Source organism: Tenacibaculum pelagium, assembly GCF_014062345.1.
Lineage (GTDB): Bacteria > Bacteroidota > Bacteroidia > Flavobacteriales > Flavobacteriaceae > Polaribacter > Polaribacter pelagius.
The window spans coordinates 166,168-186,077 of record NZ_JACGLS010000003.1; the positions used below are offsets into that span (position 1 = coordinate 166,168).

The 19,910-nt window shown below is 31.3% G+C and carries 21 protein-coding genes; 11 read left to right on the top strand and 10 right to left on the bottom strand.

Annotated features, from left to right (window positions below; all coding sequences use genetic code 11):
• The first annotated feature begins 23 nt into the window (after positions 1–23).
• The 7 genes from ccoN to H3Z83_RS07870 all read left to right on the top strand — a co-directional run bounded on the left by ccoN (position 24) and on the right by H3Z83_RS07870 (position 7,077).
• Entirely contained in the window at positions 24–2,225 is a 2,202-nt protein-coding gene (ccoN, locus tag H3Z83_RS07840; protein WP_182124925.1) for a cytochrome-c oxidase, cbb3-type subunit I, read from the top strand.
• A gap of 5 nt (positions 2,226–2,230) precedes the next feature.
• Positions 2,231–2,398, top strand: coding sequence for a CcoQ/FixQ family Cbb3-type cytochrome c oxidase assembly chaperone (locus H3Z83_RS07845; RefSeq protein ID WP_182124926.1), 168 nt, complete (start codon positions 2,231–2,233; stop codon positions 2,396–2,398).
• 11 nt (positions 2,399–2,409) lie between these two features.
• Positions 2,410–3,540 (top strand): cbb3-type cytochrome c oxidase N-terminal domain-containing protein, encoded by a 1,131-nt coding sequence (locus H3Z83_RS07850; protein ID WP_246337506.1) that lies wholly within the window; start codon positions 2,410–2,412, stop codon positions 3,538–3,540.
• Between the two features lie 34 nt (positions 3,541–3,574).
• Positions 3,575–4,996 (top strand): cytochrome c oxidase accessory protein CcoG, encoded by a 1,422-nt coding sequence (gene ccoG / locus H3Z83_RS07855; protein WP_182124927.1) that lies wholly within the window; start codon positions 3,575–3,577, stop codon positions 4,994–4,996.
• Between the two features lie 15 nt (positions 4,997–5,011).
• On the top strand, positions 5,012–5,458 hold the full coding sequence (locus tag H3Z83_RS07860; RefSeq protein ID WP_182124928.1) for a FixH family protein: 447 nt from the start codon (positions 5,012–5,014) through the stop codon (positions 5,456–5,458).
• Positions 5,458–6,156 carry a sulfite exporter TauE/SafE family protein gene (locus tag H3Z83_RS07865; protein ID WP_182124929.1) on the top strand — a complete coding sequence of 233 codons (699 nt, stop codon included), beginning with the start codon at positions 5,458–5,460 and terminating at the stop codon, positions 6,154–6,156. Before H3Z83_RS07860 ends, H3Z83_RS07865 begins: the two co-directional genes overlap by 1 nt.
• Positions 6,157–6,243: 87 nt before the next feature.
• Positions 6,244–7,077: a universal stress protein gene (locus tag H3Z83_RS07870; RefSeq protein ID WP_182124930.1), complete on the top strand. Its 834-nt coding sequence runs from the start codon at positions 6,244–6,246 to the stop codon at positions 7,075–7,077.
• 71 nt (positions 7,078–7,148) lie between these two features.
• Here the strand turns inward: H3Z83_RS07870 and H3Z83_RS07875 are convergent, their stop codons facing one another.
• Genes H3Z83_RS07875 through H3Z83_RS07885 form a run of 3 tightly spaced genes read right to left on the bottom strand, consistent with a single transcriptional unit; the run spans position 7,149 to position 9,895 of the window.
• Positions 7,149–7,853, bottom strand: coding sequence for a DUF4369 domain-containing protein (locus H3Z83_RS07875; RefSeq protein ID WP_182124931.1), 705 nt, complete (start codon positions 7,851–7,853; stop codon positions 7,149–7,151).
• A 39-nt stretch (positions 7,854–7,892) separates the two neighbouring features.
• Positions 7,893–9,200, bottom strand: a complete 1,308-nt coding sequence (locus H3Z83_RS07880) for a DUF819 family protein (RefSeq protein WP_182124932.1) — start codon at positions 9,198–9,200, stop codon at positions 7,893–7,895.
• A 32-nt stretch (positions 9,201–9,232) separates the two neighbouring features.
• The gene (locus H3Z83_RS07885) at positions 9,233–9,895 is read right to left on the bottom strand and encodes a DUF2490 domain-containing protein (protein WP_182124933.1); all 663 of its coding nucleotides are present in this window, start codon (positions 9,893–9,895) and stop codon (positions 9,233–9,235) included.
• 59 nt (positions 9,896–9,954) lie between these two features.
• Here H3Z83_RS07885 and H3Z83_RS07890 point away from each other — a divergent pair, with 59 nt between their 5' ends.
• Positions 9,955–10,701, top strand: a complete 747-nt coding sequence (locus H3Z83_RS07890) for a DUF3667 domain-containing protein (protein WP_182124934.1) — start codon at positions 9,955–9,957, stop codon at positions 10,699–10,701.
• A 60-nt stretch (positions 10,702–10,761) separates the two neighbouring features.
• Here the strand turns inward: H3Z83_RS07890 and H3Z83_RS07895 are convergent, their stop codons facing one another.
• The 5 genes from H3Z83_RS07895 to H3Z83_RS07915 form a co-directional block, all read right to left on the bottom strand.
• Entirely contained in the window at positions 10,762–13,962 is a 3,201-nt protein-coding gene (locus H3Z83_RS07895; protein WP_182124935.1) for a VPS10 domain-containing protein, read from the bottom strand.
• Between the two features lie 92 nt (positions 13,963–14,054).
• Positions 14,055–14,219 carry an Arc family DNA binding domain-containing protein gene (locus H3Z83_RS07900; RefSeq protein ID WP_182124936.1) on the bottom strand — a complete coding sequence of 55 codons (165 nt, stop codon included), beginning with the start codon at positions 14,217–14,219 and terminating at the stop codon, positions 14,055–14,057.
• 67 nt (positions 14,220–14,286) lie between these two features.
• The gene (locus tag H3Z83_RS07905) at positions 14,287–14,787 is read right to left on the bottom strand and encodes a hypothetical protein (protein WP_182124937.1); all 501 of its coding nucleotides are present in this window, start codon (positions 14,785–14,787) and stop codon (positions 14,287–14,289) included.
• Positions 14,788–14,789: 2 nt separating this feature from the next.
• Positions 14,790–14,948 carry a DUF4177 domain-containing protein gene (locus H3Z83_RS07910; protein WP_182124938.1) on the bottom strand — a complete coding sequence of 53 codons (159 nt, stop codon included), beginning with the start codon at positions 14,946–14,948 and terminating at the stop codon, positions 14,790–14,792.
• 4 nt (positions 14,949–14,952) lie between these two features.
• The gene (locus tag H3Z83_RS07915; RefSeq protein ID WP_182124939.1) at positions 14,953–15,813 is read right to left on the bottom strand and encodes an SPFH domain-containing protein; all 861 of its coding nucleotides are present in this window, start codon (positions 15,811–15,813) and stop codon (positions 14,953–14,955) included.
• Between the two features lie 122 nt (positions 15,814–15,935).
• Here H3Z83_RS07915 and H3Z83_RS07920 point away from each other — a divergent pair, with 122 nt between their 5' ends.
• From H3Z83_RS07920 to H3Z83_RS07930, 3 genes are all read left to right on the top strand, one after another.
• Positions 15,936–16,724 (top strand): S1/P1 nuclease, encoded by a 789-nt coding sequence (locus H3Z83_RS07920; protein WP_182124940.1) that lies wholly within the window; start codon positions 15,936–15,938, stop codon positions 16,722–16,724.
• Positions 16,725–16,853: 129 nt separating this feature from the next.
• Positions 16,854–17,363 (top strand): TlpA disulfide reductase family protein, encoded by a 510-nt coding sequence (locus H3Z83_RS07925; RefSeq protein WP_182124941.1) that lies wholly within the window; start codon positions 16,854–16,856, stop codon positions 17,361–17,363.
• 6 nt (positions 17,364–17,369) lie between these two features.
• Entirely contained in the window at positions 17,370–17,993 is a 624-nt protein-coding gene (locus H3Z83_RS07930) for a thioredoxin family protein (RefSeq protein WP_182124942.1), read from the top strand.
• A gap of 179 nt (positions 17,994–18,172) precedes the next feature.
• On the opposite strand, the gene H3Z83_RS07935 is transcribed toward H3Z83_RS07930, so the two are convergent.
• Positions 18,173–18,604: a hypothetical protein gene (locus H3Z83_RS07935; RefSeq protein WP_182124943.1), complete on the bottom strand. Its 432-nt coding sequence runs from the start codon at positions 18,602–18,604 to the stop codon at positions 18,173–18,175.
• Positions 18,605–18,720: 116 nt separating this feature from the next.
• The gene (tsaD, locus tag H3Z83_RS07940; protein ID WP_182124944.1) at positions 18,721–19,749 is read right to left on the bottom strand and encodes a tRNA (adenosine(37)-N6)-threonylcarbamoyltransferase complex transferase subunit TsaD; all 1,029 of its coding nucleotides are present in this window, start codon (positions 19,747–19,749) and stop codon (positions 18,721–18,723) included.
• Between the last annotated feature and the right edge of the window lie 161 nt (positions 19,750–19,910).

A 19,910-nucleotide genomic window follows, 5' to 3' on the forward strand; every position in this document is an offset into this window, starting at 1 on the left:
TAGATATTAAATTCAAATAGATTATGGAAATGCAACAATTTTATTACGATAATAAAATCGTAAAAAAATTCATCTACGCCACACTTCTATGGGGAATCGTAGGTTTCTCAGTAGGATTATTGTTGGCTTTCATGTTTTTATTCCCAAACATTACTGACGGAATTTCGTGGTTAAGTTTTGGTCGTTTACGTCCGCTACATACCAACGCAGTAATTTTTGCTTTTGTTGGTAACGCAATTTATGCCGGTGTGTATTATTCGTTACAACGACTATTAAAAGCACGTATGGCGAGTAATTTTTTAAGTAATTTTAATTTCTGGGGATGGCAATTAATTATTGTTGCAGCAGCTATAACATTACCTTTAGGTTATACAACATCAAAAGAATATGCAGAATTAGAATGGCCAATTGATATTGCCATTGCTTTAGTTTGGGTAGCTTTTGGTGTAAACATGATTTGGACAATTCTTCAAAGAAGGCAACGTCATTTATATGTAGCTATTTGGTTTTATTTAGGAACATTTGTTACGGTAGCAGTATTACATATTTTCAACAGTTTAGAATTACCAGTTAGTTTCTTAAAATCGTATTCGGTTTATGCAGGAGTTCAAGATGCTTTGGTACAATGGTGGTACGGTCATAATGCGGTAGCATTTTTCTTAACCACACCGTTTTTAGGATTGATGTATTATTTCGTTCCTAAAGCAGCAAACAGACCTGTATATTCTTATCGATTATCAATTGTACACTTTTGGTCGCTGATATTTATTTATATCTGGGCAGGACCTCACCACTTGCTATATACATCATTACCAGATTGGGCGCAAAACCTAGGAGTTGCATTTTCTATTATGCTATTAGCACCATCTTGGGGTGGTATGATAAACGGATTATTAACACTGCGTGGAGCTTGGGATAAAGTTCGTACAGACCCTGTTTTAAAATTCTTTGTAGTAGCTATTACAGGTTATGGTATGGCAACTTTCGAAGGACCAATGTTATCATTAAAAAATGTAAATGCAATTGCTCACTTTAGTGATTGGATTATTGCACACGTTCACGTAGGAGCGTTAGCTTGGAACGGATTTTTCACTTTTGGTATGATTTACTGGATGGTTCCAAAATTATTTAAAACAAAATTATATTCTAGAGCATTAGCAAATTTCCATTTTTGGATTGGTACTTTAGGTATCATTATGTATGCGTTACCAATGTACGTTGCAGGATTTGTACAGGCATCTATGTGGAAACAATTCAATCCAGACGGAACTTTAACTTACGGTAACTTCCTTGAAACAGTAAACGAAATTGTACCAATGTATTGGATGCGTGCTATTGGAGGAAGTATGTTTATTATCGGTGCATTTGTAATGCTATACAATATGATTAGAACGGTTAAATCTGGTACTGAGGTTACTGATGATTTAGCAGAAGCAGCACCATTAACAAAAGTTTCTAAGCATAGGACTAAAGGAGAAGGATGGCATACTTGGTTAGAAAGAAAACCAATCAAATTAACAATTTATGCAACAGTAGCTATTTTAATAGGAGGTATTGTTCAGATTGTACCAACCTTATTAGTAAAATCTAATATTCCAACGATTTCAAGCGTAAAACCATATTCACCTTTAGAGTTAGAAGGACGTGATATTTATATCCGTGAAGGATGTGTAGGATGTCACTCGCAAATGGTGCGTCCATTTAGATCAGAGGTTGAGCGTTACGGAGAATATGCGAAAGCAGGAGAGTTTGTTTACGATCATCCATTCTTATGGGGATCTAAACGTACAGGTCCAGATATTTTAAGAGTTGGAGGAAAGTATTCTGACAGTTGGCACTTAAATCATATGTATGATCCACAAAGTACATCACCAGGTTCTATTATGCCAGCATACCAATGGTTAGTTAGAAATAAGCTTGACAAAAGTGATACTGAAGGAAAAATGGAAGCCATGGTAACATTAGGTGTTCCATATACTGAAGATGAGATTGCAAATGCGCAAGCCAGTATGGATGCACAAGGAGCAAAAATTCAAGAGAATTTAAAACAAGATCCTGATTTTGCTACCAATTATGAAGCAGATAAAAAGTATGCTCAAGAAAACGGACAGACTTTTATAGAAATGAAGGATAGAGAGATTGTTGCCTTAATTGCATACTTACAACGATTAGGAACAGACATTAAAGTAAAAGATGTTCAAAAACAATTAAGCGCTAAAAACTAGAAATTATGTTAAAGTTCGTAAAAAATCATATGGAGAGTATTGTAGGTATTGAAATATATCCAATCATTTCACTAACTATTTTCTTTACATTTTTTGTAGTACTGTTTTGGTGGGTGTTTACCGCTAAAAAAGAATACATCAGTAGAGTAAGCGATATACCATTAAACGATTAAAATAAAATAAGATGAAAAAATATATTCAATCTATAGTATCATTTCTTTTTGTTTTTTCAATGCCATTTATTTTAGCGAAAGCTTTTATGGCATATAAAGATCCATTTAGTTTATATGAAAACCCGGTAGTTTGGTTTGTAATTATAGGATTTGGTTTAGTAGTGCTTTTAAAAGAAGTTTTAGCAGCTACAGTTGTAAATAAGGCGAATGAATTAATGCCGAAAAATTACACAAGAGTACAAACAGTTATTTCTTTTTTGTTTTTGTTTTTAACACCTTTGGCGTTAGCAAAAGCGATTAGTTCATATCAAAATCCGTTTAACTTTTTAGAAAATCCATTAATATGGATTGGTTTGATAGCTTTTGGTTTAGTAGTATTAGCAAAAGAAATGCTAACGATAACTGGAGTAGCAAAAATTGAAAAAGCTGAAATGATTAAAGCAGGAATTAATCCTGAAGAAGTAGATCATTGGGCTTGGGCTAAAAAGCTAATTAATAAATGGACTGAAGCCAAAGCTATTGAAGAAGAAGGAGAGATTGTTTTAGATCATAATTACGATGGAATTAAAGAGTTAGATAACAATTTACCGCCTTGGTGGGTGTATATGTTCTATGCAACAATCATTTTCGCAGTAGTATATTTAGTAAAATACGAAATGATGGGAGCTCCAAATCAAGATATGGAATATGCACAGTCTGTAGCACAAGCTAAGAGAGAATTAGCAGCTTTTAGATCAACCTCTAAAGAAGCAATTATCGATGCTGAAACAGTAACGATTTTAACCGATGAAAGTGATTTAAATAGAGGTAAAGCAGTATATAATTTAAACTGTGCCGCTTGTCACATAGCTGATGGAGGTGGAGGTATTGGACCTAATTTAACCGATGAATATTGGATTTTAGGTGGAGGTATTAAAAATGTTTTCACAACAATTACCAATGGAGGTCGTGACGGAAAAGGAATGGTTGCTTGGGGTAAAACTTTAAAGCCAAAAGACATCCAAAAAGTGGCAAGTTATATTATGGGTATGCAAGGTACTACACCTGCAAAACCAAAACCACCACAAGGAGAGTTGTATAAAGACGAAACTCAAGAAGTAAAAGAAGAAATTATAGAACAAGTAAAAGATAGTGTTCAATAATATTGAACATTGGTTTGGTTTTTAATAGTTGATCATGGAAACACCCGAGAACGAACAATTTAGAGATAGTATTGGTACTGTTACAAAAGAAGGTAAACGTGCTTGGGTGTATCCTAAAAAACCAAGCGGACGATTCTATAAATATAGAAGCTATGTAAGCTACTTTTTATTAGCATTTTTATTATCAGCTCCTTTTATTAAAATTAATGGAAATCAGTTTTTACTGTTTAATGTTTTAGAACGTAAGTTTAATATTTTCGGATTTCCTTTTTGGCCACAAGATTTTCATTTGTTAGTGGTTTCAATGATTGTAGGAGTTGTTTTTATTATTCTGTTTACTGTTGTTTTTGGGCGTATTTTTTGTGGATGGATTTGCCCGCAAACGATATTTCTAGAAATGGTTTTTAGAAAGATTGAATACTGGATTGATGGTGATAGAGGAAAACAAATTCGTTTAGAAAAACAAAAGTGGAATGCAGAGAAAATTAGAAAGAGATTATTAAAATGGTTTATCTTTTTCATTATTTCGTTCCTAATTGCCAATGTGTTTTTGGCGTATTTAATAGGAGGTGATACTGTAATTGAATATGTAACAGGAAATCCTTTTGATAATTTAAATACGTTAATTTCCTTATTAATTTTCACAGGAGTTTTCTATTTTATTTTCGCGTGGTTTAGAGAGCAAGTATGTATTATCGCTTGTCCGTATGGTAGATTACAAGGAGTTTTGCTTGATAATAAAACCATTAATGTTGCGTACGATCATGTTCGTGGAGAAGGAGAAAAGGGGAGAGCAAAATTCAATAAAAAAGAAGAGAGAGCAACCACTGGAAAAGGAGATTGTATCGATTGTTTTCAGTGTGTAAATGTATGTCCTACTGGAATTGATATTCGTAACGGTACGCAGTTAGAATGTGTAAACTGTACCGCTTGTATCGATGAGTGTGATCATATGATGGAAAAGGTTGGATTACCAAAAGGATTAATTCGTTATGCTAGTGAAGAGAACATTGTAAAGAAAGCACCTTTTCTGTTTTCAGCAAGAATGAAAGGATATTCAGCTGTATTAGGAATTTTAATAACGGTGTTAATCGGAATGTTATTCTTAAGAAATGATGTTGAAGCAACTATTTTACGATTACCAGGGCAATTATATCAGCATAAAGAAAACGGAATTATTAGTAATATTTACACCTACAAAGTAATCAATAAAACTACAAGACAGTTTGATGATGTTAGTTTTAAGTTGGTCTCACATAAAGGAAAAATAGAAACGGTAACACATCAAAATTTTGAAATTCCAAAACAAGGATTGGCAGAAGGAACCTTATTCATAGAGGTACATCAATCTGAAATGAAAAAAGAAAAAATAGACTTAAAAATAGGAGTTTATAGTGGCGATAGATTAATAGAAACTACTAAAACTAATTTTTTAGGACCAAGAAGTTATAGATAATTTAAAACAATAAAAATGAAACTAAACTGGGGCACGGGTATAGTAATTGCAATTATTGGATTTATAAGTTTTATCATGTATTTCGTTATATCGATGAGTACTGGTAAAAGTTATAATCACGATTTAGTCTCTGATAAATATTATCAAAAAGAACTAGAATATCAAGAAACAATAACAGCTACTAAAAATGCAAAAGCATTAAAAGAAAACATATCAATAGAACAATCAATCGGGGGACTGATTGTAAATTTCCCAAAAGATTTTGATTATACCAAAATCTCAGGAAAAGTGTTCCTATACAGACCATCTAATAAACAATTAGATTTTGAAATTCCTATTTCACTATCTAAAACATATTTGCTCGTGCCTGAGAAACGTTTATTGGGTGGTCGTTGGAACATTAGTGTTTCTTGGAACTACAATAATACAGCTTATTTTTATCAGAAAGAGTTGATTTACTAATGTTTATTTCGGCACTCATATTTGGTTTATTAGGAAGCTTTCATTGCATAGGTATGTGCGGACCGATAGCTTTTATGTTACCGGTAGATAGAACTAATAAAGCAAAACAAGTTTTACAAATAGTAAGTTATCATTTAGGTCGTTTATTTACGTATAGTTTAATAGGGTTGTTATTTGGGCTTTTAGGAAAAGGGTTTTATTTCTTCGGATTTCAACAACAGCTTTCTATCATTGTCGGAGTTTTAATGATCTTGGTTATTCTTTTACCTAAAACTTTTCAGAAATATAATTTTTCAAAATCGATTAATAGATTGGTAATGAAAGTAAAATCAGCTTTAGGAAAAGAATTAAAGAAAAGAGGAAACGATACTTTTTTTACGATTGGTTTTTTAAACGGATTTCTTCCTTGTGGGTTGGTCTATATGGCTGTTTTCGGCGCTTTAGCAACCACAAATTCGTTCTCAGGAAGTTTATATATGTTCATCTTTGGATTAGGAACCATACCATTAATGACAACTGTAGTGTATGTTGGTAATTTCGCTAACGGATTGGTAAGAAAAAGGATTCAACAAATAATACCTTTTGTAGTAGTTTTTATAGGAGTTTTATTTGTGCTTCGTGGTTTAGGGTTAGGAATTCCTTATGTGTCTCCAGTGCCAGTTTCGGATTTAGCAACTTCAGTAGAAGGATGCCATTAATACTTTTTAACATGATATAAATCATACTATTTTTTAAGAATGTAAAGTAACTTTATACTAGAAGTTAAACCAATAAATTACCCTATTATGAAAAAAATAATTGTACCAGTCGACTTTTCAATATATTCAGAAAACGCTTTACAAACCGCTGCTTTTTTAGCAAAACAATCTGATGCTGAGGTTTTAGTTGTTCATATGCTAGAACTTTCGAATGCTATTATAAGTCAATCAGAAAGTTACGCTCAGCAAGAAACTGTGTTCTATTTAAAACTAGCTGAAAAGAGGTTTAATAAATTTTTGCAAAAAGATTATTTATCAGAAGTAAAGGTAAAACCAATTATAAAACACTTTAAAATTTTTAGTGAATTAGATGAACTAGCAAGAGAAGAGAATGCCGATTTAATAGTTATGGGATCTAAAGGAACTAGCGGACTAAAAGAAATGTTTATTGGTTCTAATACCGAAAAGGTAATTCGTTACGCTCATGTACCTGTATTAGTGGTAAAAGACACTCCGATAGTTAGTAAATTAGAGAAAGCAGTTTTCGCATGTGATTTTTCTGATGATGATGTTAGTCCTTATTTAGAAGCGAAAACTTTTTTCGAAAAATTGAATTGCAGTTTACAGTTAGTGTATGTTAGTACACCAAATACAAAGTTTAAAAGTACAAAAGAGATTGAAGAAAAGATGGTTCAGTTTTTTAATAAAACTAATGAAGATATAAATGAAGTTTCTAAAGTAAAAGTAATCTCTGATTATTCAGTAGAAAAGGGAGTGTTATATTATACCAACAAAAGTGAGTCGGATATTTTGGCTGTAGCCACCCATGGTAGAAAAGGAATTTCTCACTTTTTTGAAGGAAGTATTTCAGAGGACATTGCGAATCACAGTAAGTTACCGGTACTTTCATTTAAAATTTAATATCAATAATTATAGAACAAAAAACTCGATACAATTTGTATCGAGTTTTTTGTTTTATGTGAAAAGTAAAATTACTTAGCTTCTTTAGCCTTAATATTGCTTACAAACTTTTGTAAACGTTTACCGTAATCTGAAGCTTTAACTTTATCAGTTAAACTATTATTAATAGTATCTAATAATTGAATGTTAGCATCAAATAATTCTGATAAAGCAATGTAAGGAGCAGCCTCACTATCAGCATTTGCAATAGCATAGTTTGTTGAGAATAAGAAACGACGACGCATCATTTTTTTATAATCAGCTTCTAGTTGTTTTATTAATTCTTCATCACCACTTTGACGTGCTTCAAGATCTTTTTTAATAAAATCTAAACGTTGGTCTCTAAACCTAGCATCAATTTCACGGAACTTATCCATTACTTCTTGATTTTTAGATCCTTTTATTTCTGGATTAACACCAAAGTTTTCAACATCATCATTAATGGTAATTTCTCCTTTTTCTCCAAAAAACATTAAGTGTTTGTCTTTAGTATTACCATCAAAAGTTAAGTAATACATAACAGGAGTGTCTACATTATCTGTTAATGTAAATTTATCGCTACCTAATAAAGCCATAGAATCGACAGACACTAAAAGGGTATCATTCATTTTTTGAAGATAAAGCGTACCTTTTTTTAATCCTTTAATTTGACCTTTAACAATCATGTTTCCTTCTTTTTTAGAAGAACATGCGATAGCTATAATTGCCAATACGAAAATGGCTAAAAGTTTTTTCATCTGAAATAAAATTTTGAATTGCAAATATGCAGAAATCTACTAAACTTTAGAGGCTATTTCCATTAAAATTGTACACAAGATAGCTCCAACAGTTCCAATAGCATAACCAAATACGGCTAATAAAACACCAACAGTTGCTAAAGATGGGTGAAATGCAGAAGCTACAATAGGAGCAGAAGCAGCACCACCAACGTTTGCTTGACTACCAACTGCTAAAAAGAAGTAAGGAGCTCTAATTAGTTTAGCGACTAATATTAATAAACCAGCATGAATACTCATCCAAACAAGACCAATTGCGATTAAGCCTAAATTATCAAAAATCATTGCTAAGTCCATTTTCATTCCAATAGTAGCTACTAAGATGTAAATAAATACACTTCCTAATTTACTAGCACCAGCGCCTTCGTAGTTCTTAGCTTTTGTAAACGATAAAATAATTGCAATAATTGTTGAAATACTAATTAACCAAAAGAAACTAGACCCTAAAAAGGTGAAAACATTTTTCCAAGTTTCTGATTCAATTCCGGCAACTAGATCGCTAAATAAAGAACTTAAGTAAGAAGCTGCAAAATGGCCAAAACCAACGGTTCCAAACGCTATGGCAAGCATAATCATTAAATCTGTTAACGAAGGGTTTCTTTTTACACTTTGTGTAAAGCTAGATACTTTTTCTTTTAACTCTTCAATAGCTGAAGTATCTGCTTTTAACCATTTATTAATTTTATCTTTTCTACCAATTCCGATTAACAAAATAGCCATCCAAATATTAGCAACTACAATATCAACAAATACCATACCTCCATATTTTGCTGGATTATATTGATAAATCTCTAACATCGCAGTTTGGTTAGCACCTCCACCAATCCAGCTTCCAGCTAGAGTTGATAAACCTCTCCATACAGCATCAAACCCAACTCCGCCAACTGTTTCTGGAGAAAATATTGAAATTAATAAAATTGCTAAAGGGCCACCAATAATAATACCTACAGTTCCTGTAAAAAACATAATTAATGCTTTTGAACCTAGATTAAATATTGCTTTTAAATCGATGCTTAAGGTCATTAAAACCAAAGCAGCAGGCAATAAAAATCTACTAGCAACATAGTATAATTGAGATTTCCCTTTTACAGCTTCGCCAGCTGTATTCAATGTTTCCCATTCAGGAGCAATAACTCCAAGAGTAGTGAATATTGCAGGAATAAAATAAGCCATGAATAATCCTGGAACTATTTTATAGAATTTATGCCAAAAGCCTGAAGTTTTAGATTCAGTATAAAATACAAATCCTAACGATATCATCAAGATTCCGAATACAATAGCATCGTTTGTAAAAGTAGGTGCAGTCATTTTAATGTTAGTTTTTTGCTAAAGTATGAAAATTACTTAGTCTTTTTTCTGTGGTCAGTACTTATAGCAATTCCTAATTGAATTCTGTCAAAGCTTCTACTAGCGTCATTTGAAATATTCATATAACCAACTTGTAATTTTACAACATCAGAAAGTTTATATTTAAAACCAGTTCCAAACCAATTTTGATTGTAAGATTGTCCGTCAAAATCAAAGAAGATTTCGTCATATAAATAAGTTGACCATTTTTTAGATAATGGATAACTTAAACCTAATTGATAACGAATAAAATGACCTGTTCTTGATTCAAAAAAACGTTGCTCAGCTCTTAAACGATGAGCAATACCTAAATCTGATAATTTATGTTTTACATTTAAATCTTCGTAAATACGATGATCACTAAAATCACCTTTCGAAACATTAAATGTACGGTCGGTGCTCAAATAAGCATACCCAATAGTAGCACTAACAGTTTTATTAAATTGATAGTTACCACCTAATCGACCAATAAATTGTTGCATGTCATCACCAATTTCAAAAAAACGGAAATGTGCCATAGTTTTTAAGCTGAATTTATATGCGACTTTATGTGAGCCATTATACATATACCAAGCTCCAAATTCTTTTTCTGGATTTGATTGAGCATGACTACTAATGGTTAATAAGAATAATAAAAAGGTTATTGTTTTTTTCATTTTTAGATATTGTATTAAGAGTGCAAAAGTAAGGAAAAGAAGAATTTTTTAAAACTTATATGAAAATAGTACATTTACCTACATTTATTTATGAAAAAACTATGGAAGAAGAGATTGAAAATTTATCAATTGCGGAGTTAAAAACTGAATTATTTGCTTTTTTAAATTTAGAGAAAGGAATTCCGTTTACCTATATTACATTATTTAAGAAACCGTTTCAAGCAATAAAAACGTACACTTCAAAAGATAGAAAATATTTAACTAATCCATTAAAATATTTATTGTTTAGTGTAGCAGTTTATACCTTGTTTGTTAATTATCATAAAGGATTTAAAGACTTTATGACTAATGCTAATAAAGGGAATAAAAAGATGTTTGAAGGACTTGAAAAAATGTTCGATGCTGAACTTTTCGAAAAATTCTTATTAGCTCAAGAGTTTTATATGTCTTCGATGAATATAATTTATCTTTTTGCTGTACCTGTTGTAGGGCTAGTGACTTATTTGTTTTTTAGAAAAAAATATAATTATGCAGAGAATTTAGCCATACATTGTTACTTATTCGGAACTGCAAATTGGACAAGTTTACTATTAGTATTAATAACATTGCTTTTTAATTTTTCAGGAGGTTTTATGTTGTTTTTAATGATAATCACTTTTATGCTCATTGTATATTTGATGAAGCATATTTATCAAATTAAATGGATAACAGCTATTGGTGTTCAAATACTCTTGGCATTCATTTTTATGATCGTTACACAGGTTTATTTATTAGCTATATTTTTTTATTACCTTTTATTTACTTAAAAATAAAAAGAAATCTCCTGAAAAGGAGATTTCTTTTTATAGATAAAAAATTACTTACTTTTATTTTATTGAAAAAACTTTGGTTTTCTTAAAAGGAGAAATAGTTATATTTTCAACAGATTTTTGATATTCCTTCCAATCAGTATTAAAAAACGTATTGGTTTTTTCAAGTGCTTCTTTTAAAGAAATTTTTAATTGATCAATTAGTTGTTTTTCAGTATCAGTTTGTTCTCCAAATCGAGAACCAACATACCAGCGAGCAGTTCCTAAACGTTGGTTAACTGTAACTTCTGGGTTTCTAATAATCCCTTGTCTCTTGTCAACTTTACCTAAATAGACGGCAATTAGTGTATCTATTTTTTTAGTAATATCGGCAGATGCTTTTATTTGCTCTTTATATTTCTTTTTATCTTCTTTGGTAAACTTTGTTTTATAGCCTTTAACAATTTTTTTACTCTCAACTAATTGTTTTACTGCATCAGCTATAGTTTTTTGATATTCTTGTAACTCTTTACTGGTATTATATTTTTGATTGATAGCGGCCTCAGAAGTGGTAAGTCTTGGGTCAGATTCAACTTTAATGCTTTGCTCTGAAGTTTGATCTCCGAAAGTCATTTTTAAACGATAAGTCCCTGGTTTTACACGAACACCACTAGGTTCTCTTTTTTGTTTTCTAATAGTTCTAGATGGTCTTGCTACACCTTTCTCATTTAAATACCAATAGGTTTTATGAATACCATTTTCTTTTGGAGTTTTATGTTTTAATGTTCTAATTAATCTTGTGCCATCAAAAATTTCAAGTTTAATCGAATCGTATTTTATTTTTGGAGTCTCTTCTTTTTTAACTTCTTTTACTTTTTTTGAAGTATCAATTTTCTTTTTTGGTTTATTGATATAGTAAGAAATCGCTGCACCACGTTTTCTGTTTTCACCATTGTACAACGCATCACCACCAAATCTACTTCCAGTAGGTTGCTGATAAGCTGTCATATAAGTCGTAGGAGGTTTAAATAATTCTAACTTATTTTTAAGTGTGTTTTGATTTTTAGCGATTTCTCGTAGTGGACTGATATCGTCTAAAACCCAAGCAGCTCTACCAAAAGTACCGATAACTAAATCGTGTTCACGTGGATGAATTACTAAATCTTTTACAGAAACAGTAGGAAAACCTTGCGTCCATTTTGTCCATTTTTTACCAGCATCTATAGAAATGTATAAACCATCATCAGTACCTAAAAATAATAAGTTAGCTTCAATAGGGTCTTCTACAATACTTAATGTATAACTTTCTACATCGTTAGAATCAACAATTCGTTCCCATGTTTTTCCATAATCTTTGGTTCTGTACACATAAGGCGAATAATTAAAACGACGATAATCATTTGCTACTAATAAAGCTTCACCTTTGTTTTTGTTGGATGCTTTTATTTGTGTAATCCAGCTGTTTGTAGGTAAACCCTTTATGTTTTTTGAAACATTTTTCCAGGTAGCACCATCGTTTTTTGTGATTTGTATTTGTCCATCATCAGTGGCTATCCAAAGCATGTTTTTTTCTAAAGGAGAAGGTTCAATCACTAAAATAGTAGTATGATTTTCTGCTCCAGTCGCATCCATTGTTAATCCACCGCTTTCTGATTGTTTTTGTTTGCTAGGATCGTTGGTTGTTAAATCTGGAGAAATAACTTTCCAAGTTAATCCTTTATCGGTTGATTTATGCACAAACTGACTTCCGAAATATAAAGTTGAATTATCGAATGGATCAATATTTATGGCAGCATTCCAATTAAAACGCAATTTAACTTTTGCATCTGGGTGCGTTGGACGAACTGTATAATTATTACCTGTTTTATAATCATAACGAGAAACATATCCTTGCTGACTCATTGTCCAACCGTAGCGAGAGTCATCTCTATCTGGTACTACATCAAAACCATCACCAAAACTAATTTCTTGCCAATAAGAATTTCGAATTCCTTGGGCTTTCCAGACATAAGCTGGACCACGCCAAGAACCATTGTCTTGCATTCCGCCGTAAACATTATAAGGGAATTCATTATCAACATTTATATGATAAAACTGAGCTACTGGTAAATTTCCGATAAAGCGCCATGTTTTTCCTCCATCTTTGGTAATGTTTAATCCACCATCATTTCCATCAATCATATATTTACCATTATTTGGATCTATCCACCAAGCATGATGATCTGGATGAACCCCGTTGTCTACGCCATAAGCTGGCATTAATTGTTTAAAAGATTTACCACCGTCTTGTGAAACATTTACATAGGTGTAAATAGAGTATAGGCGATTTTCGTTTTGAGGATCTACATAGATTTCAGAATAATAAAAAGGTCTGTTTCCAATACCTCTATTACCTGATTTATTATTAATCATTTTCCACTTAAAGCCTCCGTCTTCACTTTTGTAAAGTGCATTTTTTTTAGCTTCAACCAAAGCATAAATTACATTTGGGTTTGAGCGAGAAATAGCAACACCAATTCTTCCTAAATCTCCTTTAGGAAAACCTTCCTTATCTGTGATTTTTTTCCAGTTTTCTCCACCGTCATGAGTAATATATAATCCACTTCCTTTTCCACCTGAATTAAAAAACCAAGGATCACGTTTGTGTTCCCACATTGCAGCAATTAATTTATTCGGATTTGTTGGATCCATAATTAAATCAGCTGCTCCAGTTTTTATGTTGTTGTATAAAATTTGTTTCCATGTTTTACCACCATCAGTAGTTTTATAAACACCACGTTCTTTGTGTTCTCCCCAAGGTGAGCCTATTGCGCCAACATAAACAATGTTTGGATTTGTAGGGTCAATTATTACACGATGAATATGACGTGTTTTTTCCAGCCCCATGGCTTTCCATGTTTTTCCAGCATCTAAAGATTTATAAATTCCATAACCTCCGTTTAAACTGTTACGAGGATTTCCTTCTCCTGTACCAGCCCAAATAACACTTGGGTTTGATTGCTGAATAGCTAAAGCACCAATAGATGCTGTAACTTCTTTTTCGAAAATTGGTTTCCATTTAACTCCGCCTGATGTAGATTTCCAAATACCGCCAGAAGCAGTTCCTACGTACATAACATCTGGGTTTGATTGTACAACGTCAATTGTTGTTACACGACCAGACATTCCTCCTGGGCCGATGTTTCTTGGTTTCATTTTTTTAACTAAATCCATTGAGAATTCTTGAGAAAATAGTAATGGAGTTATAAGTAAAAAAAAGATTGGTAGTAGTTTTTTCATTGATATATTATTGATAAGAAGACAAGGTACAAAATAGAAAACCACTCAATAATTTACTGAATGGCTTTTAACATTTTATTAAGAAATTAAATTTACTCTTCTTTCTTTTTAGGTTCGCGTTTTGCTTCTTTAAGTGCTTGCATAAGCATCCATTCGATTTGTCCGTTTGTAGAACGAAATTCGTCTGAAGCCCATTTTTCAATGGCTTTTATCATGTCTTCATTTATACGAAGTGCAAATGCTTTCTTTTTTGCCATTATTTTTAATTTATAAAAGAAACAATAATACTAAAAATGTAAATGATAGTGAATGTTATAACTCGTATCATAATAATTTGTTTTTATAGTTTTCTAAAACACGTTTAGCCTCATTTTCTTTTTGAGTGCCAATTAATATTCTTTTTCCATTTTTTAGTTCTAATTGAATTCCAATATCTCCAGATACATTGATTGCTGTTCCATTCTTTTTATTCCAAAGAGAACCTCCTTTTAACCCCCATCCACCATATTCTGATATTGGGTCATATGTTCTTACATAAGCTTTATCAATTTCTGACCATTTAATCAATCGTAAAGAAAAATGAAATGGGAAAAATTGATAATGAATACCTGTTTCGTCAATTTTAGTAGTTAGTTTAAAGAAGAAAATAAATGAAAGAGATACGATAATTCCTCCTAAGGTTAATAAAAACTCATTGGTTGTCATACTAGAGTTTTTCTCTAAGTACTCCTTTGTAATTAATATTATTGGTATGACAATACTAATTCCTAATAAAGCAATTAACCAAGTTTGCGTAAACCGTTGTTCTTCTTTAAAAACTTTCATATTTATCTATTTTTATCTCTTTCAAAAACTATTCTTGGATATTGTTCGGCAATATGTTTAACCACCCATCCATCTCTAGCATATTGATTTAATGTGTCTTCTAATTTTTGGTTATTCTTTGTAAGTCCGGCTTTCCAACTTACTACTTTATATTCCTTCATATTCTTAATGACTTAAAGTTCCTGTATTTACTACCGGTGAAGCTTCTTTGTCTCCACATAAAATAACTAATAAGTTACTAACCATAGCTGCTTTACGTTCTTCGTCTAGCTCAACAATTTCTTTTTTATTTAACTCTTCTAAAGCCATATCTACCATGTCTACAGCACCTTGTACAATTTTATGGCGAGCAGCCACAATTGCTGTTGCTTGTTGGCGTTTTAACATAGCACTGGCAATTTCTTGAGCATAAGCTAAGTAACCGATACGAGCCTCTAATACTTCTATTCCTGCAATTGCTAAACGTTCTTCTAATTCTTTTTCTAGGGCTTCAGAAACTTCATTTACACTAGAACGTAATGTAATATCTTCTTCATGACCTTCATCAGCAAAATTGTCATAAGGATACATACTTGCAAGTTTTCGAACCGCAGCATCAGTTTGTACACGTACAAAGTTTTCGTAATTATCTACATCAAAAGCTGCTTTATATGTTTCGGTAACTCGCCATACTAGAATTGTGGAAATCATCACTGGGTTTCCTAATTTGTCGTTAACTTTTAAACGTTCACTATCAAAGTTACTCGCTCTTAAAGAAACTGTTTTCTTTTTGTATAACGGATTCGCCCAATACAATCCGTTTTGTTTTACTGTACCTACATATTTTCCAAAAAACAATAAAACTTTAGATGAATTAGGGTTTACCAAGATAAATCCAAGAGCAGTAATAAAACCTGTTAAGACAAATAGTAGATAAATAGGGTTTTCGTTAGATATGGTTAAAATAATACCGCCTACAATAAATACTAATACTATAAAGAACATTAAATAACCGTTTGCTGGTTTGATGATTTTTTCTGATTTCATGTTTGTTTTGAATTAAAGTGATATTAAAATGATATCACAAAGATATATGTAATTTTATGTTAAAACCAAATTTTTGAATGAATATTTTTATACTTTAGCGAAAAATTAACAGAAATTTATTTATGAAAATCAAGGTTTTATTATTGCTTAGTGTGTTTTTTATAAGTGTTTCATCTATAGCAAATAACAATGATGTTTGGGGGCCAACTGGTCATAGAGCTACAGGTAAAATTGCAGAAAAACATTTAACGAAATCAGCAAAAAAGAAAATAGAAAAGTTATTACAAGGTGAAAGTTTAGCTTTTGTATCAACATATGCAGATGAAATAAAATCTGATAGAAAAACGTATGGTAAGTTTTATACTTGGCATTATGTAAACATGCCTTTAGATACAAAATATGAGGATTCGAAAAAAAATCCGAAAGGAGATTTAATCACAGGAATTAATGAATGTGTTAAAATCTTAAAAGATAAAAATAGTTCAACTGCTGATAAACGTTTTTACTTAAAAATGTTGGTGCATTTAGTTGGTGATATGCATCAACCAATGCATATTGGTCAATCTGAAGATAAAGGAGGGAATACGATTCAAGTACAATGGCATGGTAAAGGTTCTAACTTACATAGAGTTTGGGATGAAAACTTAATTGAAAAATGGGGAATGAGTTATGTGGAGTTAGCAGATAACGCGAAGCATTTATCAAAAGAACAAATTAAAGCAATTCAAAAAGGAAGTGTTATCGATTGGATGTACGATACACACAAATTAACGAAACAAGTATATGGTTCAGTTAAGTCAGGAGATAAGTTACGTTACCGATATTCTTACGATTACTTTCCAATTGTTAGAGAGCAATTACAAAAAGGAGGTTTACGTTTAGCAAAATTATTAAACGAAATTTTCTGTTAATTATAAGTATATTAATAAAAATTTAAAGTCCTAAAGAATTTTCTTTAGGACTTTTTTCTTGTTAATGTTTCGTTAATTCAGTTTTTTGAATGTGATAATCACTTAATTTTGAGATAAATAATTTGATGAATGTATAAACTACGAATATTAATTTTATTAGTTTTTATTGCTTTTTCTTGTAAAAATAAAGAGAACGCTTCAAGTAAAGATATTGAAAAAGCAAAGCTAGAGACTTTGAATTATGAGCAGTTAAAGCCATTACTTCATAAGGATGATGAAAAAACATATGTAATTAATTTTTGGGCTACTTGGTGTTTGCCGTGTGTAAAAGAATTACCAGCTTTCGAGAAGTTAAATGAAGAGTATAAAGATAAAAATGTTGAGGTTATTTTGGTGAGTTTAGATTTTTCAAGACAGTTAGAAACGAACCTAATTCCATTTTTAAAAAATAAGAACATAAAATCTAAAGTGATTCATTTTGAAGATAAAAATGAACAATTTTGGATTCAAGATATTGCAGATAATTGGTCAGGATCAATACCTGCAACAATTATTTATAATTCGAAAAAGAGAAAGTTTTATGAGCAATCGTTTCATTACGAAACGTTAAAAAACGAATTACAAACCTTTTTAAACTAATTAATTATGAAAATTTTTAAAACAGTAGTAATGCTAGTCGTAGTTATAGCTATTTCTGCATTTACATTAAATACTTCGAAAGGATATAAAGTTGGAGATACCGCTTCTGATTTTAAACTTAAAAACATTGATGGTAAAATGGTCTCTTTGGCCGATTTTAAAGAAGCTAAAGGATTTATTGTTGTATTTACCTGTAATATGTGTCCATACTCGGTTGCAAATGAAGATAGATTAATAGCGTTAGATAAAAAATATAAACAAAAGGGGTATCCTGTAATAGCGATTAATCCTAACGACCCAAAAGTGTCTAGAGGAGATAGTTTTGAAGGAATGAAAACAAGAGCAAAAGAAAAAGGATTTACATTTCCTTATCTGTTTGACGAGGGACAAAAAGTATATCCAATGTATGGAGCAACAAAAACACCACATGTATACATTTTAAATAAAGATAACGATAAGTTGGTGGTAGCATATATTGGAGCAATTGATGATTCTTCTAGGGATGAGAATAGTGTATCAGAACGTTTTGTTGAAGATGCAGTGGAAGCTTTAATAAAAGGAAAAAAACCTAAAAAGAATAATACTCGTGCTATAGGTTGCTCTATTAAAGATAAAAGAAACTGGAAGTAATTTACTTCTTACCAATAAAAAGCCCAAGTTTTAAATTTAAAACTTGGGCTTTTTTTATTAGTTTTCGCTAACGGTTCATATAACCGTCTTTTACGGGTTTGTTTCTTTTATATTTGGTTAGCTCAGGTCTGAGCAATTCCGAGTGGATCCGAGCGTAGTTGAATCCGCCTTAATTGCGGTTATACATTTTTTTTCACTGGCTTTTTAAGTCTCTTTCCATAAAATTTTGTCAATATGATTAAAAGTCCAGTCATAATTGGAATCACGCTCCACATATATTGAAATTCCCAACCTAATGGTGTTTTTCCGTTATCTAGTCGAACAAAAAAACCGATTATAATTCCAAAAATAATTTTTGCAAATATATAAGTCAGAGTAATTCCAACTAAAGAATAAAAGAAATTCTTAAAAACAGAAATTTTTAAAATCAGATGATTAAACATTATAAAGCTTATTCCAACTATTAAGACAATAGAAATGAATGGAGCGTTTTGATCAAGCCCAAATAATCCGATGTACTCAGTTTTGTAAATTATAACAGATTGAGATAAAACTAGACTAATCAAAGAGACTATTCCTAAAAAGATTATTTCAATTCGCTTATAATTCATTATTTATAGGTTTTCTTAGCTTGCGTACAACTAGTTTGGGAATATGAATCCGTTTTAATGATTTATATTCAGCGTTAGCGAAAGGTATTAGAAATTAGTTTAAGAATCAAGTTAAATTACTCAGTAACTTTTAATCGAGCTTGTGCAGTAACTGAGATATCAGAATAATCATTATTTAAGTATTTCAAGTATCCAGCAATAGCAATCATAGCTGCATTATCGGTTGTGTATTCAAACTTAGGAATGTATGTAGCCCAACCCCAATGTTTTTCAGCTAATTGTAATCGTTTTCTAATTTCAGAGTTTGCAGATACACCACCAGCAATAGCAATGTGTTTTATGTCAGTATGTTTTACAGCATTTTTTAATTTGCCCATTAAAATTTCGATAATAGTGTATTGTATCGAAGCGCAAATATCATAAAGATTTTTTTTAATAAAATCTGGGTTTTCTTTTTCTTGCTTTCTAATAAAGTATAAAATGGCTGTTTTTAAACCACTAAAACTAAATTCTAAATCACCTACTTTAGGTTTGGTAAAAGGAAATGCTTTAGGGTTTCCTAATTGTGCGTATTTGTCAACTAAAGGTCCTCCAGGGTATGGTAAACCTAAAATTTTGGCAGATTTATCAAAAGCTTCCCCTACTGCATCATCAATTGTTTCACCTAAAATTTCCATTTCAAAATGGTTGGTAATTTTTACAATTTGAGTATGACCACCACTAATAGTTAAGCAAACAAAAGGAAAAGGAGGAATTATGCTATCCTCTTCTTTAATAAAATGCGCTAAAATATGGGCTTGCATATGATTAACATCTATCAGAGGAATGTTTAAACCTAATGCTAGCGACTTAGCAAAGGATGTACCTACCAATAAAGAACCCATTAAACCAGGACCTCGAGTAAAAGCAATAGCATTTAAATCGTGTTTTGTAATTCCAGCTTGTTCTATAGCTTGTTGTACAACAGGAACAATATTTTGTTGATGTGCTCTCGAAGCTAACTCAGGAACAACACCACCGTATTTAGCATGTATCTCTTGGTTAGCAACCACATTACTTAATACCTTTCCGTTGCAAATTACCGAAGCACTTGTGTCGTCACAAGAACTTTCAATTCCTAAAATGTAAATGTTTTTTGTACTCAATTTATATCAAATTAGACAGCAAAAATATCGATATTGCGTTAGATTTTCGTTAAAATTGACATTTCTTTAAAATAAGGCAGCATTTTTGCAGTTTGCTGATTACATTTGTTAGTTAGTTTATAAAGGGGAATAGTATCAAAAAAACAGGTAAAATAATATGG

Coding starts and splice junctions, on each gene's coding strand:
- H3Z83_RS07920 (WP_182124940.1), top strand. CDS start 15,936: ATGAAAATCAAGGTTTTATTATTGCTTAGTGTGTTTTTTATAAGTGTT.
- H3Z83_RS07910 (WP_182124938.1), bottom strand. CDS start 14,948: ATGAAGGAATATAAAGTAGTAAGTTGGAAAGCCGGACTTACAAAGAAT.
- H3Z83_RS07935 (WP_182124943.1), bottom strand. CDS start 18,604: ATGAATTATAAGCGAATTGAAATAATCTTTTTAGGAATAGTCTCTTTG.
- H3Z83_RS07925 (WP_182124941.1), top strand. CDS start 16,854: ATGTATAAACTACGAATATTAATTTTATTAGTTTTTATTGCTTTTTCT.
- H3Z83_RS07860 (WP_182124928.1), top strand. CDS start 5,012: ATGAAACTAAACTGGGGCACGGGTATAGTAATTGCAATTATTGGATTT.
- H3Z83_RS07880 (WP_182124932.1), bottom strand. CDS start 9,200: ATGACTGCACCTACTTTTACAAACGATGCTATTGTATTCGGAATCTTG.
- H3Z83_RS07915 (WP_182124939.1), bottom strand. CDS start 15,813: ATGAAATCAGAAAAAATCATCAAACCAGCAAACGGTTATTTAATGTTC.
- ccoG (WP_182124927.1), top strand. CDS start 3,575: ATGGAAACACCCGAGAACGAACAATTTAGAGATAGTATTGGTACTGTT.
- H3Z83_RS07900 (WP_182124936.1), bottom strand. CDS start 14,219: ATGGCAAAAAAGAAAGCATTTGCACTTCGTATAAATGAAGACATGATA.
- H3Z83_RS07845 (WP_182124926.1), top strand. CDS start 2,231: ATGTTAAAGTTCGTAAAAAATCATATGGAGAGTATTGTAGGTATTGAA.
- H3Z83_RS07905 (WP_182124937.1), bottom strand. CDS start 14,787: ATGAAAGTTTTTAAAGAAGAACAACGGTTTACGCAAACTTGGTTAATT.
- H3Z83_RS07865 (WP_182124929.1), top strand. CDS start 5,458: ATGTTTATTTCGGCACTCATATTTGGTTTATTAGGAAGCTTTCATTGC.
- H3Z83_RS07870 (WP_182124930.1), top strand. CDS start 6,244: ATGAAAAAAATAATTGTACCAGTCGACTTTTCAATATATTCAGAAAAC.
- H3Z83_RS07875 (WP_182124931.1), bottom strand. CDS start 7,853: ATGAAAAAACTTTTAGCCATTTTCGTATTGGCAATTATAGCTATCGCA.
- ccoN (WP_182124925.1), top strand. CDS start 24: ATGGAAATGCAACAATTTTATTACGATAATAAAATCGTAAAAAAATTC.
- H3Z83_RS07895 (WP_182124935.1), bottom strand. CDS start 13,962: ATGAAAAAACTACTACCAATCTTTTTTTTACTTATAACTCCATTACTA.
- H3Z83_RS07890 (WP_182124934.1), top strand. CDS start 9,955: ATGAAAATAGTACATTTACCTACATTTATTTATGAAAAAACTATGGAA.
- H3Z83_RS07885 (WP_182124933.1), bottom strand. CDS start 9,895: ATGAAAAAAACAATAACCTTTTTATTATTCTTATTAACCATTAGTAGT.
- H3Z83_RS07850 (WP_246337506.1), top strand. CDS start 2,410: ATGAAAAAATATATTCAATCTATAGTATCATTTCTTTTTGTTTTTTCA.
- H3Z83_RS07930 (WP_182124942.1), top strand. CDS start 17,370: ATGAAAATTTTTAAAACAGTAGTAATGCTAGTCGTAGTTATAGCTATT.